Here is a 16,065-nt window from a genome sequence, read left to right as displayed (position 1 = left end):
TATTGAGCACCCATCTTCACGCTTCATAGAGGAGACATTTTTCAATGTTCCTAAATCCATTTCACGACGGTGGCTCGTGAATGATATAACGATAAATCTATTGAGCACCTCTTTTCCACTTCATAAAGGAGACATTTTTCAATGTTTCTAAATCCATTTCACGACGGTGGCTCGTGAATGGTATAACGATAAATCTATTGAGCACCCATCTTCACGCTTCATAGAGGAGACATTTTTCAATGTTTCTAAATCCATTTCACGACGGTGGCTCGTGAATGATATAATGATAAATCTATTGAGCACCTCTTTTCCGCTTCATAGAGGAGCAAGCCGGTGCCATTACTATATTTGCCAGTTCGTGGGTGTTGTGACAGTCCTCTCCACAATGTTGTGACAGGCCCCTTTGGCCGTTGTGACAGTCCTTGGCACTTGAGGTGGTTCATTAGAGGCGTTTTTCCTTATCTTATACAATTTCTATCCATACATTCATTCCGTTTGTGATGTGCTAGTCAGTGATTTTGATTGATGCAACATGGGACAGATTTAAAATGAGAAAATCTTACGGTATTTAGGATTCTTATTCAATATGGATAACGCTAGATTATTATTATAAATCAATACATTATCTCATTGAGATAAGAGTTATCTACCCAATGTTATCAATAATGATAACATTGTAAGCGTAACTACTATGAATTCATTAATCTTTTTTACTTCGATTGAAATTATGTCTATTAATACTGATTTTTTTGAGCTAATTCTTTTTGGTTGATAGCTAATTGATTTTTAAAATCAAGACGTGAAGCTAGAATGAAAAACACCTTAAAGTCATATCCATTTAAATCACTTTCTGCCAGTATAGCCATTGGGTGTTGAGCCATGGCTATCCATTTCTTTCCAAAACCGTTGTGCCTTTTAAGTACAATATAAGCAACATAAGCAACAAAACCACCCATAGCATAAATGCGGACCAGAGCCTAAAATGAACGCTGTGGGTAATGGTTATCGGTCATCATCGGGGTGTTTACACCCCGATCTTTTGACAGAACGATTTGTTTTAAGACGTTTGCATCTTTTTTAGTGGGTTGTTTATTGGGGAGCAATCATCTTTTTGGGATCAACTAATCGGTCATAATCCTCTACAAAAACACCTGCTTTTAATGCTTCGGTGCGCAAAGTTGTATCATTTTTATGCGCTGCTTTGGCAATTTCAGCAGCTCTTTCATAGCCAATTTCTGGTGCTAGAGCTGTGACTAACATGAGTGAGCGCTCCATGAGCGAGTGAATATGAACGCGATTGGCCCGTAATCCTTGGATGCAATGCATATCAAAAGAACGCATGCAATCACCAAGAAGGGTAATTGATTGTAAAACGTTATAGCCAATAACAGGTTTATAAACGTTGAGTTCAAAATGTCCTTGGCTTGCGGCAAAAGTTACGCTGGTGTGATTACCAAAAACTTGGCATGCGACCATGGTTAAGGCTTCACATTGTGTGGGGTTGACTTTGCCGGGCATAATAGAAGATCCGGGTTCATTTTCAGGAAGACTGAGTTCCCCTAAACCAGAACGTGGACCAGAGCCTAAAAACCGAATGTCATTGGCAATTTTAAACAGATCAGCAGCGAGAGCATTCAAGCTTCCGTGGAAATGCGCAAGGGCGCCATGATGGGCAAGTGCTTCAAATTTATTGCTGGCAGTTTGGAACGTTACTCCTGTGAGAGTGCTCACTGTTTGCGCAAAAGCAACGTCAAAACCTTTTGGCGCATTCAGCCCTGTGCCAACAGCCGTGCCACCTTGAGCAAGCATGTGGACATCGGTTAGAGCATTTTCAATGCGCTGACGATTGGCTTCTAATGCGGCACGATAGCCTGAAAACTCTTGCCCTAAGGTTAAAGGTGTTGCATCTTGCGTGTGGGTGCGACCGATTTTAATGATGTCTGCAAATTCTTGCTCTTTTTGTTTTAATGTCGCAATAAGAGCTTCAAGGATTGGCAATAAGTGTTGGCGTGTTTGCAACGTGGTGGCAATGTGAAGCGCCGTGGGAAAGGAATCGTTCGATGATTGGCTCATATTGACATGGTCATTGGGATGAACTGGTTTTTTGCTTCCAAGTTTTCCTCCCAAAATTTTACTAGCACGATTAGCAATGACTTCATTGACATTCATATTGCTTTGTGTGCCAGAACCTGTTTGCCAGACGGACAGTGGAAAATGCTTATCAAAATCGCCAGCAAGCACTTCATCAGCGGCGGCAATAATTGCTTTTCCAATATTTTCTGGTAGTTTTCCTTTGCCCATGTTTACAATCGCTGCTGCTTTTTTGACAAGGACTAAGGCATAGATGATGGCAAGAGGCTGCTTTTCACTGCCAATATTAAAATTATGCAGAGAACGTTCAGTTTGTGCGCCCCAATAACGATCTTGACGTACCGAAATCGTTCCAAAGCTATCCGTTTCCTGACGTGTTTCAACCATGATAAGATCCTTTTTTGTTCACGGGTTCTCAAAAAAGATAGATAACGCGAAAGTGCAATAAGAGGCAAGACTTTGAAGCTTCATTTAGAGAAATTATTTTTATGGCTATTCTTGACATTGAGAGATGCCGATTTTATATCTAACACATGCTAGCACTCGTAGTTTGAGAGTGCTAGCAAGAACTTTTAAGATTAATGCAATTATGTTCAGTTTTAAGGATTTAAAACATGGCTAATATACAATTCCGCCCACTTCACGACCGTGTCGTTGTCCGTCGGGTTGAATCTGAAAATAAAACGGCTGGTGGGATTATCATCCCTGATACAGCAAAAGAAAAACCCCAAGAAGGCGAAGTGATTGCTGTTGGCAATGGCGCTCTCGATGATAACGGAAAGCGCGTGCCTTTAGAAGTCAAAACAGGAGACCGTATTTTGTTTGGAAAATGGTCTGGAACTGAAGTCAAGATTAATGGGGAAGATCTCCTCATCATGAAAGAATCTGACATTATGGGAATTATGGGCTAATTGAAGCACTTAGTTTTTCATTGTGTACTATTTTGAGAAAACTCCAAGGAGAAATTAAATGGCTGCTAAAGAAGTCAAATTTGGCCGTGAAGCGCGTGAGCGTTTGTTGCGCGGTGTCGACATCCTTGCTAATGCTGTTAAGGTGACACTCGGCCCTAAAGGTCGCAATGTGGTGATTGATAAATCATTCGGTGCACCTCGCATCACAAAAGATGGTGTATCCGTTGCAAAGGAAATCGAACTGGAAGATAAGTTCGAAAATATGGGTGCACAAATGTTGCGCGAAGTTGCTTCTAAAACCAATGATATCGCTGGTGATGGAACAACAACAGCAACTGTTTTAGGACAAGCTATTGTGCAAGAAGGTGTTAAAGCTGTTGCTGCAGGCATGAACCCAATGGATTTGAAGCGTGGGATTGATGCTGCTGTTGAAGAAGTGGTGGCAAACCTCTTCAAAAAAGCAAAAAAAATTCAAACTTCAGCAGAAATTGCACAGGTGGGAACAATTTCCGCTAATGGCGCTGCTGAAATCGGTAAAATGATCGCTGATGCTATGGAAAAAGTGGGCAATGAAGGCGTCATTACCGTGGAAGAAGCTAAAACCGCTGAAACGGAATTAGAAGTCGTTGAAGGAATGCAATTTGACCGTGGGTATCTTTCCCCTTATTTTGTCACAAATGCTGAGAAAATGGTCGCTGATCTTGATGATCCTTACATTCTCATTCACGAAAAGAAATTGTCTAATTTGCAATCTCTTCTTCCTGTGCTTGAAGCTGTTGTGCAATCTGGAAAACCACTTCTCATTATCGCTGAAGATGTGGAAGGTGAAGCTTTGGCAACGCTCGTTGTTAACAAATTACGTGGTGGTTTGAAAATTGCTGCTGTAAAAGCTCCTGGATTTGGTGACCGTCGTAAAGCAATGTTAGAAGATATCGCTATCTTGACATCTGGACAGGTTATTTCTGAAGATGTGGGCATTAAACTTGAAAATGTCACTTTGGATATGCTTGGACGTGCAAAGAAAGTGAATATTTCTAAAGAAAACACCACCATTATTGATGGTGCTGGACAAAAGAGCGAAATTACTGCTCGCGTCAATCAAATCAAGGCTCAGATTGAAGAAACAACTTCTGACTATGACCGTGAAAAATTGCAAGAAAGACTTGCTAAACTCGCTGGTGGTGTTGCTGTTATCCGTGTGGGTGGTGCAACAGAAGTTGAAGTGAAAGAAAAGAAAGACCGTGTTGATGATGCTTTGAATGCAACACGTGCTGCTGTTGAAGAAGGTATTGTTGCTGGTGGTGGTACCGCATTGTTGCGTGCAGCAAATGCGTTGACCGTTAAGGGAAGTAATCCTGACCAAGAAGCTGGTATTAGTATCGTTCGTCGTGCTCTACAAGCACCAGCGCGCCAGATTGCAAGCAATGCTGGTGAAGAAGCCGCTATTATTGTGGGCAAAGTGCTGGAAAATAATGCTGACACTTATGGTTATAATACCGCCACGGGTGAATTTGGTGATTTGATTGCTTTGGGAATTGTTGATCCTGTGAAAGTTGTGCGTTCTGCTCTTCAGAATGCGGCTTCAATTGCGAGCCTTCTGATCACAACAGAAGCAATGGTTGCTGAAGTTCCAAAGAAAGATACACCAATGCCTCCGATGCCTGCTGGCGGAATGGGTGGAATGGGCGGAATGGATTTCTAAGCTCTTATTCCATAGACGTAATAAAGAAACGGGTCTTCTGTGCCCGTTTTTTTTATGCTTTTTCACGTTTCATACAGTTTTTCCTTTTATGACAGTTTCTTTATCTTATAGGATTGTTCTACTCTCCTCTGGTTGATCTACCGTCATTGTGAATGAAGCTCACTCTTAATCCATAGCTTTTTCTCTTGTTTTTATGAAATGTTTCTATTGTGTGGGGATCGTGGTTTCCTTTGAAAATATTGTGCTAATAAAAATATAACTCTTTGATTTATAGTCATTTATTCCTAATACAGTTCTATTTTTTCATTTTAGGTTTATGTATGCACCGTTAAAAAATCCTGTGTTTGTGCTTCATAAGGTGAGAGGTCACTACGGTTTTATGAACCAACGCAATCATTAAAAGTCAGTAGCTAAGAGTTAGTACCTATTGAGCGTTGGAAAGACAGAGTTGAAAAGAGCATGATGGGGCTGGGTTGTTTTTTTATGAATAAGATGCTGGTATTTCAAGCTTTTGCATAGGAGAATAAGCATCTCTCTGTTTCGTTGATCTCTGAAATGGGGAGACTGCTCCATTTGAGAAGCTTAAAGATAAAAGCTAATTTTTCGCCTTGCTCTCATCTTTTTTCGGTAAGTTCATCACCTAAACTGGAGCCAAACCCATGTTGTTATACTCAAGTTCTGTTTGTTGCCTATATTGTGACAGAAAATTCTTGAGTGGGGAGCAATTTTTGAACTAAGGGGACCATGACAGGTAGCCGAAAAAAATCATTACGAGACAGTAGGCGCGCTTGTTTTAGAATTTTTAATGCTTCTGATGATAAAGGCACGCGAAATTCTGTTGTAGCCTCATGCCTTCTTTTCATATTTTCGAGCCAAGGATTTTCCATATATTCTCTTCAACTTGACCTTTATGCATAGAACATAAGGGCATTGGGAGGCAGGGCATTGAGGAGGCAGGGCATTGGGAGGCAGGGAATTGGGAGGCAGGGAATTGGGAGGGTGGGAGGAGCCGGCTTGCTTTTTTATTCAACGTAAAGATGAGAAGTTTTATGTAAGGCTACCATTACATTGCTTGTTTATGCGCTTCTTTAAAAGAAATGTCTTTTAATACAAATTCTTGGCAATGCTATTTATGAAGAGTATAAAATCATTTGGATATCAATAATTTATTAAAAAAATGTACGTTGGTATGATCCTTTTCTTATGTTACCAAAGTTGCTGACTTACGCGTTGGTTAAAAATCTCTCTTCATGCCCTTAAATTCATTTCATGAAAGCGTTTGTGAAGAGCACGACGTTTGTGAGGCGTGTAAAAATTTCTCGTGAGACGTGAAAAAATCATCAATAAAATCTCCGTGTTTTCAAAAAATAACGAATGGCTTTTTATATTTTAAAAAAAGATTTAACACGTCTCACGTTTTTTATTTATTTTAGAGCTGAATATTCGATTTTTGTGTAAAAATACTTCCCAGCACATCTATGATCCGTGAAAAATCAAGTGCTAATAAGAAAATGATGAATATAATCCACTTCGTATAGCGTGACATCATTTTTACACTTTTATACGTTGTGATGATTTCTTGTAGGATTTCTTTTTCCTTTTCTGTAAGCTCTGTTTTTTTTCTAGCCATGTTTCCACCCACACAAGCCTTCCCCTTGTTTGTTATGCTTTAAAATATCTCTTGCGAGATTTGAACTGATGATATTGAGATCTTTTTTGTCTAAATAAATGGGCATCCAACCAACGCAAGAAAAAGGCTCATTGATTGTTTTTATCGCGCAACCAGTGAGTAAGAGAAGCGCGTACATCAGCATCACTTTTTTGATTAATTTCATTTTCCACCTCTAGCCGTGTTGTTGATGACTTTAGCGTTTTTTCTATTTGCTTTTGTTGTTCAACCTTCTTTCCAAGAGTGAAAGCTTTTGCTAAAGCGATAAAAAAAGCGGTCAGAGCCGCTCCTGTTATCATCAGATTTTTTTTCAACCACCACATCATAAGCGCTGCTCCCGAAACCGTTTTGCCACAAAGAAAATGCCAACGCAGGCGGCTAAAACCATAATGGTTGCCAATGCCCATTGGATGGGACCATTACCTGCCAATAAGCTCCCAAGTCCAGAAAAAGAACCAATAATCGGTGTAAGCGCTTCTGCTTTGAAAAATCCCATGGGTGTTTGCGTTTCTACGGTTTGGTAGTTGGGAGAAACATAAGCCCCTTTTGCCCATAATCCCGCTTCTGCTGCACGACGGTGCACTAAACCGTGAAAACGTTTTCCTCCTGCTTTAGTCCACTTTTGTAACTCAGCAGGGACGGCTTCATATTCGCCATTATTGAGTTTTTTGAGCAGGGTCGAATTACAAAAAGCCGATGTTCCTATATTATAGCAAAACGATACGAGCGCGGCGAATTGTTCATCCGTTAAGGAAACCCGCACATGTTTTTCAACGGTATTCTCAAATTGTCTTAAATCTTGAGAAAGAACTTCTTCTGCTTGTTTTTCAGTAATGATCATGCCCTTGTGAACGAACGGTTTGCCAGCCGTGCTGGTATGACCATAGCCGATTGTCCACACCCCGATGGCATCTTTATAGGCATGTAAACGCAATCCTTCCCATTGTTTAATGAGTGCAAGCCCTGCTTTAGATATTTTTCTCATTTGCTTCTCCATAAAATAAAGCCTCACGGTAACGTGAGGCTGGTTGACAGATTAAAAATGAAATTTTTCACGCTTCAAAAACAGAAGAGATGTGAAACTTTTATGAAATCAAAAGGTTGGTTGTGACATCTTAGGGAATGGGGATAATGGTTGGCTAAGAGGGATAATGGTTGGGCAAGAGGGGTAATGGTTAGGCAAAGAGGGGTAATGGTTGGGCAAGAGGGGTAAATAGTTGGGTAAGAGGGGTAATGGTTGGCTAAGAGGGATAAATAGTTGGGCAGGCGTTTTCCGTTAAGAGAGGTTGTTGATTTTAAGACCTTGTCCTGGTGTTTTTGATGGAGCCTTCTTGGTGGGGGCGGTTGTTTGGTTGATGCACGATAAGCGTGGTCTATTGCGGTTGTTTGGTCGTATGGCATTGATGTGGGGGTGTTTGAGATACGAAGTGGATACTCTCAGAAAAACAAGACATATGCTTTTACTGAAGACGAAAGCATTAAATATTTTATGTATCAAGCGTTTTGCTTATCCAAATAGTCTCATTATTACAAAGAGCTTTGGGCTAACAAGAGCTTTGGAATTTTGATACAATTTTAAGAGGGGATGGTTTTTATAGGACAATGGTGCTTTTTCGTTAAGAGGAAAGTTGTTTGCTATTTTTGTTTTATGAGCGCAAAAGCTGGTTTGCTTAGAGAAATCTTAGCTGTAAAGCAGCCTCTCTTCGTTCTTTGATGAATAGGAATATGGAAAAAGCCTCAATTACATCGATAAAGATTTGTATTCAGTGAGCCTTTTTTGGTGGGAGGAAACAGAAACAGTTTTTCCTTCTGTTGTTCTTAAGTTTTTTTCAAATCTCTCCCTCAGGGTTTCACCTTTTTTGTTTACTGTTTCATGTTCAGCATCCGGATTGGCTTTTAAATAGTGTTCTAGACGTCTTCTTCCTTGTGTGTGTTTATAAAAAGTGGTTGGAAGATAGGAATCTAACTTTTCAGCAGATAAAGATGAATTTTGTTCACATAATGCACCCTTAACATTATCTTTGTGCAATCTTGCTAATTTATCAGATTCAAGATGAAGCTTTTTGGCAAGGCTTAAGCTGAACATCCCACATTCAGAAGAGCTTCGCTGAATATCCATTTCTGCCGTGGTAAAAGAATAAGGAGGCAGTTGAAGACATTGAAGGGTTTGATTTATTTTTATCCCTAGTTTGCAAGCTGTGATATTCTGAAATGTTGTAGGTTCAAGCATAATCAAAGAGATTTTGTCATCAACTTTTTGATAATCAAGGACGGCAAAGTGGATTTTGCTTTCCGAATTGACTATAAATCGGGCAGATTTCGCGTCGCTCTCAACGACTTCTTTTAGTGCGTGCGAAAACTCTTCTGCTGTAAGAGCCAATTTGAGATTCATGTCTGGATATTTGCTGTTTGCTTTTTCTACGAGAGCCGGCATCAATCTAATATCTGTGTTTTCATAATAAGCGTTAATCCAACGGCCGGTGATGAGATCATCTTCTAAGCCTGTAATAATATCTTTTAATTCGTCAGAACTTGGTGCAACATGTTCTTCTTCTGTTTGGATGGAACTTTGCATCAAACGTGCAATAAGGTCTTCTAAGGATTCATTTGCACTTGCCCCTTCTGGTGTTTGTGAGGAATGAGGGAGGGAAGAATCTTGTGGCTTCATACTATTAGCCTCCATATTGATAATTGGTAGAAAATAATATTTTCTTCAATTCTGGCTAAACAATGTTTGCAGGAAAGATTTTTTAGCTAAAAAAAACAAAGAGATGAAATCATCTTTATTAAAAAAATTTGTTACGAAAAACAAAACCCCACGCTTTTCAGAGTCAAAGGCAAGGTATCTTTTTGTCTTTTAAGAGATCATGTTGCTTACTGTTTGCATCTTTAGCTCTTTACTTCTTTCAAAGGGAAAAGAAGATTTGCTAACAGCAACTTATATCTTACCGTAAAGCCGCAGAGCTTCATTCTTTGTGGATGTGGAATAGGGCTATGGCCAAATGCTTATTACATCATTAGAGATTTGTATTCTGTTGCTCTTTTTCTGTGTTGTGAAACAGAAACAGTTTTTGTCTCTGTTGCCACCAAGCTTCTCTCAAACCTCTCGTTTAGGGTTTCGCCTTTTTTGTTTACTTTTTCATGTGCTGCTTCTGGATTGGCTGTTAGATATTCCCTAAGACGTCTTCTGCCTTGCACGTGTTTGTATAAACGAGCTGGAAGATATGGATCTAATTTTTCAGCAGGTAAAGGCGTGTCTGGTTCACATAACACACCCTTAATATTATCTTTGTGTAGTCTTTCTAATTTTTGAGCTTCGAGATAAAGCTTTTTAGCAAGGCTTAAGCTGAACATCCCACATTCAGAGGAACTGCGTTGAATATCCATTTCTGCCATGGCAAAATGAATGTTAGGCAATTGGTGATGTTCAATGGATTGTCGCGTTCTTAATGCCAGTAAGGCGGGGAGTGTGTCACGCAGTGAGGTAGGTTCTAAAAATATCAGAGATGTCTTGTCCCCTATGGTTTGATGATCAATGACAGCAAAATGAATTCCCCTATCTTTTGCGTTAACAATCAGTCTAGAAGATTTTATGCCCTTTTCGAGCGTTTCTTTTAGTGAGAGTGCAAAGTCGTCAGGTGTCATTGCAAGTTTAAGATTCATCTCTGGATATTTACGATTTGCTTGATCTACCAAGGCTGGCATCATGTAAAGATCTAAAATATCATAATAATTTTTGATCCAACTGCCATCGGCATTATGTTGTTCTAAACCAGCAACAATATCTTTTAACTCGGCACGGTTGAAAGGAGTGTTTTTTATTTTTTCGATGTTAAGCCGTTCTAAATGTGCAGCAAGAGTGTCTAATGATGCATTTGCATGCGCCCCTTCAGGTGCGCTTGCGCCTTCTGGTGTTTGTGAGGAATGAGGTGGGGGAGAATCTTGTGGCTTCATAATCTTAGCCTCTATGTTGATGATCGATAGGTGATATGATCTTCTTCAATTCTGGCTAAACAATGTTTTGAAAAAAAGCCTTTGCATCTTGAAAGGTGAGGCGATGAGAGCATAATGATGCCGTTTTCATATTTTTATGCGTGTATTGCTCATCATTGCTGTGATGTATGATATTGGTATTTTATGGGGGGATTATTAGGGCGTTCTGTTGGGAGCCCTTAGTGAATACGACTTGTTTTGAAAATCTCAAAATTATGGGGCTGTTGGTGATGCAAATTGGGTGATGCAAAAGAAAACAGTCAGAAAAAGACGAAAGATACCTTCAAACCGTAAAGTTTTAAACATTGTCGCGAAACACACTGTTTATAACAGTCTATAATAACTTATAATAGTCTATAATAATGCGAAAATTTTATGATGAAATCTGGACGCAGAAAACCCCTTACCGCACCTGTCATTAAATACGATTTTTCATATTCTGTCAACCGCAAAACGATTATTTTTCCTTTTTTATCGTGGAAAAAAATCTACAGAAAAAAGCTCATTCATTAGCTATGCAGCAAAATATCTTGTTTTAATGGAAAAGTTTTTGATGTGGCAAAAAACATTTTCTCCTTTGAGAAAGGCGTGGACAAGATGAAAGGAGAATTGTGGTTTTGAAATCCGTGGTATTTTATTGATGAAATTGGGAAGGCGGTGGTTGGATGGTGTTGCGGGGCAAAGCTTTAGGTGTTGGCGATTTGTGGGGGCGATTGGGGTTGTGCTGGCTGTCGTATTAGCGGTGGTGTGATGGGTGGAGGGTTATCGGTGCAGTTGTTGATGAGGGAGAAGATTGTTGGTAGGGGCTTTTTCTTTCCTTTAAGGGATGATGCTTTTAATTTTGTCAAAGATCAACGGGTTGTTTTAATGATAAGCTATTGATTTATAGTGGATATTTTATCATTATTTATTTTGAATGAGAAACCCAGATTATGCTGAAATAAAAGCCATAGCTTTTGTCCGTCATAAGATCAGGAAAGCCATATAGAATTGTACAAGAAAAGACGTAAAATGACGATAATGAATTGTCTTAAAAGCTAAGGATGTCGCGATATTGGGCGAAGTTTATGATGAGGGTGGTTTGTTACAATGGGGGTAGAGGGGAGAATGTTGCTGTTTTAAAGAGGGGCAAAATATTTATCCTGCCCATGCCGTGAATATGCCGTGAATTATTGTCCTTTGAGGCATGGTTAAGTGAGGCCATGGGTAGATTAAGGTTAAGTCTCTTTGACAGGTTGAAGTATTTTTTTAAGGGCGTGGTGGATATTTTAAAGCTTGTTTGTTGTGCGCTTTAAGCTTGTTAATTCTATGAAATTCTATGAAAGGGCAAGCTCAGTGGATCTCAAGTGCACCCTGCCAAAAGGGGACTTTATAAAGGAGCTGGTTATAAAGAGGCATGTTATAAAAGGAGAGGGGAATCTTTATCCTGTGAGGGGGAGGAAACGATGAGTGTTTTTAGCAAAGGCTCTTTTGGGTAGAACTGTCAAAATGTTTATAAAGGGCATCAAGAATAATACGCAACGAACCAACAAGATTAGGCAGCGGTTGATCTTCTATAACAAGATAGTGTAATGCCGCATGAAAGTTGTGTTGACGATGTAGATATTGTGCTTCTTTAATCGCTTCTTGCATATTTTCATAGTGTTCCGTTGCTCTTTGGACCCATTGCTTTTTTGCTTTCTCATCTGATGCGCTGTGCGTAAAACCATCATAATAACCGTTTGGTAAACCTTTTGCACATAAATAGTCGTTTCTAATTTGCAAGTATTGTTGTGCCGTGTCATATTGCTCTTTACTGATGCCTGATGAAGCCTCTTTATAGCCAAGCAAACAAAGACGCCCAATATAGGTCCCAACAAGCGGATTTTTCGCTTCTTCGAGGCTTAAACCAAAGTGTTTTGCACGCATTTCAATCGCAGATTGAAGCGCAGATTCGCTGGAGCTTTGGGCACGTGAAATACGTCCTTTGGGCTCTCGCTTTCCTGTTATTTTCGGTCTACCGCGTTTTTTACGTATTTTCATGAACTTAACCATTTGAATGAAAAAGAAACTGTCTGTTGATGGGGGACAGTGATGTAAAAAGCACTTGGCACAAATATTGGGGGAGCAAATACTTAAGAGGGGGAAAATACTTAAAAGGAGGAAACTGGGGGGGGAGTGAGCAAATACTGGGAAATATCAGCCGTTGCAGATCAAAAAACAAACGATACTAAAGGCGTTTTAAATGCAAAGAAAAGCAACGGTGTGGGGCGAAAAAATCATCTTTAAAGTGTTTCTTACCTTTTTTATCTTATCCCTATCAGTCTTATCTTCCGCCCCTGTCATGCTTATTTTTTCATGGATAGCGAATTATTTGCTTTTTAAATATTTCTTAACTGTTCTTGAGAGATTGAAGGAAAATTTTTGTCAAATGTGAATGAAAAAATAAGAATGGATTTTAAGGGCATGTCATCGTCTTTTCTAATAGGAAGTTTTTTCTAATGGGATTATTTGTCTCTTTTTTCACGAGCGCTTTGTGGAAACTTTTCAATTCCACCTTTGAAAAGTCATTGTTTTCTTAAGTTGGGAGCTTGTTATTTGGGTTCTCTTATTTTTTTGTTGGTGGGCGCTTTCCCAAGATATTTGATATACATCACGCTGTTAAGCATATTTTTATCCTTTATAGGAGATATGTTGTCTTCTTTTGAGTGGCAGAGAGCGGCAAAAAGCAAACCTCCGTATCCTATTATAATAGCATAAGATGCTCTATGTTTTCAAATAAAATATCGTTTATCGGCTTAAAATAAACTGTGAATGATCTCGCTATTTGGTTTGGTATTTCCTTTATAAGTATCCTTTATAGAGTATAAAATTTTCCGTTTTAATGGATCTCATCATAAGACGAGGGGATGTCGTTTAAAGGAAAGGATGCATTATCGAAAGAAGCTGTTTTTATAAGAAGAAAATGCCTTTATAAAAAGATGCTTTTATGGGAGATGCCTTGATGAATGTAGGGGCTGTATAAATGTGGGGGCTGTGAGATATTTCATCTTTAATGAAGCCTTTTTAATTAAGAAGCTTTCAAATGAGGATTAAGGTTGTTTGTCGCGCGCTTTTCATACTGGATAATCGGTTGCTTGTTCGACTTTGTGTTGTGTTGCTTTTTAAAGAGCCATGTCTTAGGGCTCTCTTTTGACCATTTCGCAAGGGTGCTCATGAAGGGTATAACGATAAAGTCCCCCAATGAAATCCATATAAAGTTTGAATACTATAAAATCTATTGCACACTTCCATTTTTACGCTTGTGAAGAAGAAAGTCCATAGCATCACACATTTTGCCAGCTCTCATTGTTGCGACAGCCCTTGGCATTTGAGACGCTTCCTTAGAGGCATTTATCATCCTTTCTTAATATTTTACTCTATATGGCTCTTTCTGCTTGTAACGCGCAAGAGACATGGTTTGGATTGGCCCAATATGGAACAGGTTTGGAATAAGATAATCCTATGCTATTTAGGGTTCTCATTTAATGTGCTAAATAATAAATTGTTATAAATCAGTATGTTATTAGTAAAATTTTACACATCATATATTTTTTAGATTGAATATTTTTGCTTGTTGAGTTTTGTGAAACATTGTCTTTTAAGGTGTGGGTCATAGATAAGGAGACACAATAGCGTTTGTGCTTGTAAGCCTGAGAGATTGTATGTTGTCGCGTATAGGGAATTTAAAAAAATAGACTTAAAAAGTCCTATAGCACGGGTTTCATGGTGAAAAGAGTGCTCGATAAATCGGTTTTTCTGGTTGCATGTTTTCAAAGAGTGAGTGGGCATTTTAGAAGTGAGAAAATATCCATATGATCGAAGATAAATCACAACACCAATCTATCCATGAGGAAAATACGGCTTTTGCATCACAGCCAGGGGTGAATCAGTCTGCAGTTTTTAAAAAATGGACGGCTCTCTCAAGAAGAGATTACGTCATTATTTTGTGTTGGGCTATCCCCTTGTTGGTGCTTTTTGCCGCGACTGTCTATATGAGCCCTTTGGAGTTTTTTCACATTATATCTAAAGAACAGTTTCAAGCACTGGAGAAAATGGAACAAGGAGATCTTCGAAAAATGACTAAGGAGATTTTGAAACAGCCTTTTGAAAATAATCCTGCTGTCTTGTTTTTGCGTAACGTAGGATGGAATGGTGTTTGGGCTTGTTTATGTTTCTTACCGCAAATGATTTGGTTTTGTCTTGTGCTGTTCTTTCCATTCTTTTTTGTCTTTAACGCCATCTCTAAACGGGATGTCAAGGAAATGATGAAGCTGTGGGATACATTGCCAGAGCAGCAACAGCTAGACAACCAATCTCTCAACAGAACACAATAGGGAAACGAGAGGCTAATTCTTTTGTAAGGAGTTTTGGAATGTTGATCACAGGAGGGTTGGGTGCTTTCATGTTTCTCGGGGAGATCATGATACTGTTTTCTACCGTCATGACAATCTTTGCACTTTATTATTCGTTGATAAAACGGACAATATTGTTGTTTTGGATGCGGCGCAAATTAAAAAAGGGTGCAGCGCAGAATTTGAGGCATAATCAGGCAGGAGGGAAAGGACAGAATACAGTTTGTGCAATAGAATTAAGCCCCCTTTCTTTTAAAGAATCTTTGGAACTTTCAAGAAAAGATTATTTTATCATCTTTTTTCTAGCCTTCATTGTGATTGTGTCTCTTACAGGTTTGATAGCTTTTTTTTCTTTTCTTATAAAATCTGCGATTGTTTTACACGGTTATATGGTTCTATTGTTTACGGTTGGCATGTTTGTCATGCAGCTGCTGTTGTGGTTCTGGCTATGGATTATTGTTTTTTTACCTGTCATTTTAATTCTCCATAGTTTCCTTCAGTATGGCGTGGAAAAAACAATGAAGAGGTTAGAAACATTTGTTTGAGCAGAGGATAAAAATGATGATTTCATATCAATGCGATAGGGGGGAAAAATGACTATTGTTATAAAATGTTTGGCTGTTTTAGGGATCACCATCATTGCCATTTTAATGGCTATAGTTATGGTCAGGCTTCCTTACCTGTTGATCAAGCATATGAGGTTATCTTTTAAAATCGCTCAAGACTTGAAAAAGAGTACGATGCAACAAAAACAAGCCATACAACAATTGCGCAATGATCAGGGAGAAATGAAAAGACACAATCTTGTGCATAAGACCCTTGATGCGAAAATGCGCTTTCTTAACTTCAAAGAATCTCTGCCTCTTTCTTCAAAAGAATGTAAAATAATCTTTTTTATCTTTGTCCTCTTTTCTGTTTTGCGGGCTGCTTGCTCTATCGCAAATTTGGTATGGTGGAAGAGTGATATGATCAGCGGGATCATGTCACTGTTGAACGCTTCTCTATGGATTGGATTTCTTCTCTTTTTTCCGATCATTTGGGTGATGTGCATAAAGTTAACAAGAAAATTGAACAAAATACTTCCACAATTGGAAGAAGCAATAAAACAACGCGATCAGGCAATTCGTATGCAGAATGGGCGTGGAGGATAAAATGACGGGTAGTCTTATAACATTAATAGCCATTTCTTTCCTGTTATATATGATCGTAAATATTTTATTGTGGGTGCCAGTTTGGACAATTTGTTACTTGTTTATCAAGCGTGCGAGGCTTTATTGTCGCGTGAAAAAGGAACTGAAATGCGTGCTGAATGAACGCGATATTGCC

The 16,065-nt window shown here is 39.0% G+C and carries 16 protein-coding genes; 6 read left to right on the top strand and 10 right to left on the bottom strand.

Features of this window, described 5'->3' with window-relative positions:
- Positions 1-734: 734 nt before the first annotated feature.
- Positions 735-956, bottom strand: a complete 222-nt coding sequence (locus ACFILY_RS07790) for a hypothetical protein (protein ID WP_375630963.1) — start codon at positions 954-956, stop codon at positions 735-737.
- 133 nt (positions 957-1,089) lie between these two features.
- Positions 1,090-2,478, bottom strand: coding sequence for a class II fumarate hydratase (gene fumC / locus ACFILY_RS07785; RefSeq protein WP_375630964.1), 1,389 nt, complete (start codon positions 2,476-2,478; stop codon positions 1,090-1,092).
- A gap of 227 nt (positions 2,479-2,705) precedes the next feature.
- On the opposite strand from fumC, the gene groES reads away from it, so the two are divergent.
- Both groES and groL read left to right on the top strand, forming a co-directional pair.
- Positions 2,706-3,002 carry a co-chaperone GroES gene (gene groES, locus ACFILY_RS07780; RefSeq protein ID WP_005774667.1) on the top strand — a complete coding sequence of 99 codons (297 nt, stop codon included), beginning with the start codon at positions 2,706-2,708 and terminating at the stop codon, positions 3,000-3,002.
- A gap of 58 nt (positions 3,003-3,060) precedes the next feature.
- Positions 3,061-4,704: a chaperonin GroEL gene (groL, locus tag ACFILY_RS07775; protein ID WP_273790908.1), complete on the top strand. Its 1,644-nt coding sequence runs from the start codon at positions 3,061-3,063 to the stop codon at positions 4,702-4,704.
- A gap of 689 nt (positions 4,705-5,393) precedes the next feature.
- On the opposite strand, the gene ACFILY_RS07770 is transcribed toward groL, so the two are convergent.
- The 5 genes from ACFILY_RS07770 to ACFILY_RS07750 all read right to left on the bottom strand — a co-directional run bounded on the left by ACFILY_RS07770 (position 5,394) and on the right by ACFILY_RS07750 (position 7,358).
- Positions 5,394-5,591: a hypothetical protein gene (locus ACFILY_RS07770; RefSeq protein WP_375637789.1), complete on the bottom strand. Its 198-nt coding sequence runs from the start codon at positions 5,589-5,591 to the stop codon at positions 5,394-5,396.
- 542 nt (positions 5,592-6,133) lie between these two features.
- A complete protein-coding gene (locus ACFILY_RS07765) occupies positions 6,134-6,334 on the bottom strand; it encodes a hypothetical protein (protein ID WP_273790904.1) in 201 nt (66 codons plus the stop codon).
- The gene (locus ACFILY_RS07760; RefSeq protein WP_273790903.1) at positions 6,327-6,539 is read right to left on the bottom strand and encodes a hypothetical protein; all 213 of its coding nucleotides are present in this window, start codon (positions 6,537-6,539) and stop codon (positions 6,327-6,329) included. The genes ACFILY_RS07765 and ACFILY_RS07760 overlap by 8 nt, the downstream gene beginning before the upstream one ends.
- On the bottom strand, positions 6,463-6,699 hold the full coding sequence (locus ACFILY_RS07755) for a hypothetical protein (RefSeq protein WP_375606489.1): 237 nt from the start codon (positions 6,697-6,699) through the stop codon (positions 6,463-6,465). Before ACFILY_RS07755 ends, ACFILY_RS07760 begins: the two co-directional genes overlap by 77 nt.
- The gene (locus tag ACFILY_RS07750; protein WP_375637790.1) at positions 6,696-7,358 is read right to left on the bottom strand and encodes a lysozyme; all 663 of its coding nucleotides are present in this window, start codon (positions 7,356-7,358) and stop codon (positions 6,696-6,698) included. Before ACFILY_RS07750 ends, ACFILY_RS07755 begins: the two co-directional genes overlap by 4 nt.
- A gap of 304 nt (positions 7,359-7,662) precedes the next feature.
- On the opposite strand from ACFILY_RS07750, the gene ACFILY_RS07745 reads away from it, so the two are divergent.
- Entirely contained in the window at positions 7,663-7,941 is a 279-nt protein-coding gene (locus ACFILY_RS07745) for a hypothetical protein (RefSeq protein WP_375637791.1), read from the top strand.
- Positions 7,942-8,114: 173 nt separating this feature from the next.
- On the opposite strand, the gene ACFILY_RS07740 is transcribed toward ACFILY_RS07745, so the two are convergent.
- From ACFILY_RS07740 to ACFILY_RS07730, 3 genes are all read right to left on the bottom strand, one after another.
- Positions 8,115-9,041 (bottom strand): YopJ/AvrA family T3SS effector serine/threonine acetyltransferase, encoded by a 927-nt coding sequence (locus ACFILY_RS07740; protein WP_375630971.1) that lies wholly within the window; start codon positions 9,039-9,041, stop codon positions 8,115-8,117.
- 341 nt (positions 9,042-9,382) lie between these two features.
- Positions 9,383-10,327, bottom strand: a complete 945-nt coding sequence (locus tag ACFILY_RS07735) for a YopJ/AvrA family T3SS effector serine/threonine acetyltransferase (RefSeq protein WP_375637792.1) — start codon at positions 10,325-10,327, stop codon at positions 9,383-9,385.
- A gap of 1,494 nt (positions 10,328-11,821) precedes the next feature.
- A complete protein-coding gene (locus tag ACFILY_RS07730; RefSeq protein WP_375630973.1) occupies positions 11,822-12,388 on the bottom strand; it encodes a hypothetical protein in 567 nt (188 codons plus the stop codon).
- 1,811 nt (positions 12,389-14,199) lie between these two features.
- Here ACFILY_RS07730 and ACFILY_RS07725 point away from each other — a divergent pair.
- Genes ACFILY_RS07725 through ACFILY_RS07715 form a run of 3 tightly spaced genes read left to right on the top strand, consistent with a single transcriptional unit; the run spans position 14,200 to position 15,890 of the window.
- A complete protein-coding gene (locus ACFILY_RS07725) occupies positions 14,200-14,721 on the top strand; it encodes a hypothetical protein (protein WP_375637793.1) in 522 nt (173 codons plus the stop codon).
- 38 nt (positions 14,722-14,759) lie between these two features.
- On the top strand, positions 14,760-15,284 hold the full coding sequence (locus ACFILY_RS07720; protein ID WP_375630975.1) for a hypothetical protein: 525 nt from the start codon (positions 14,760-14,762) through the stop codon (positions 15,282-15,284).
- Between the two features lie 48 nt (positions 15,285-15,332).
- A complete protein-coding gene (locus tag ACFILY_RS07715) occupies positions 15,333-15,890 on the top strand; it encodes a hypothetical protein (protein ID WP_375630976.1) in 558 nt (185 codons plus the stop codon).
- Positions 15,891-16,065 lie beyond the last annotated feature (175 nt).

It is taken from the genome of Bartonella sp. CL25QHWL, assembly GCF_042195335.1.
Classification (GTDB): domain Bacteria; phylum Pseudomonadota; class Alphaproteobacteria; order Rhizobiales; family Rhizobiaceae; genus Bartonella.
The sequence above is the reverse complement of the archived record's forward strand: the minus strand, read 5'-3'. Positions and strand labels throughout refer to the sequence as shown.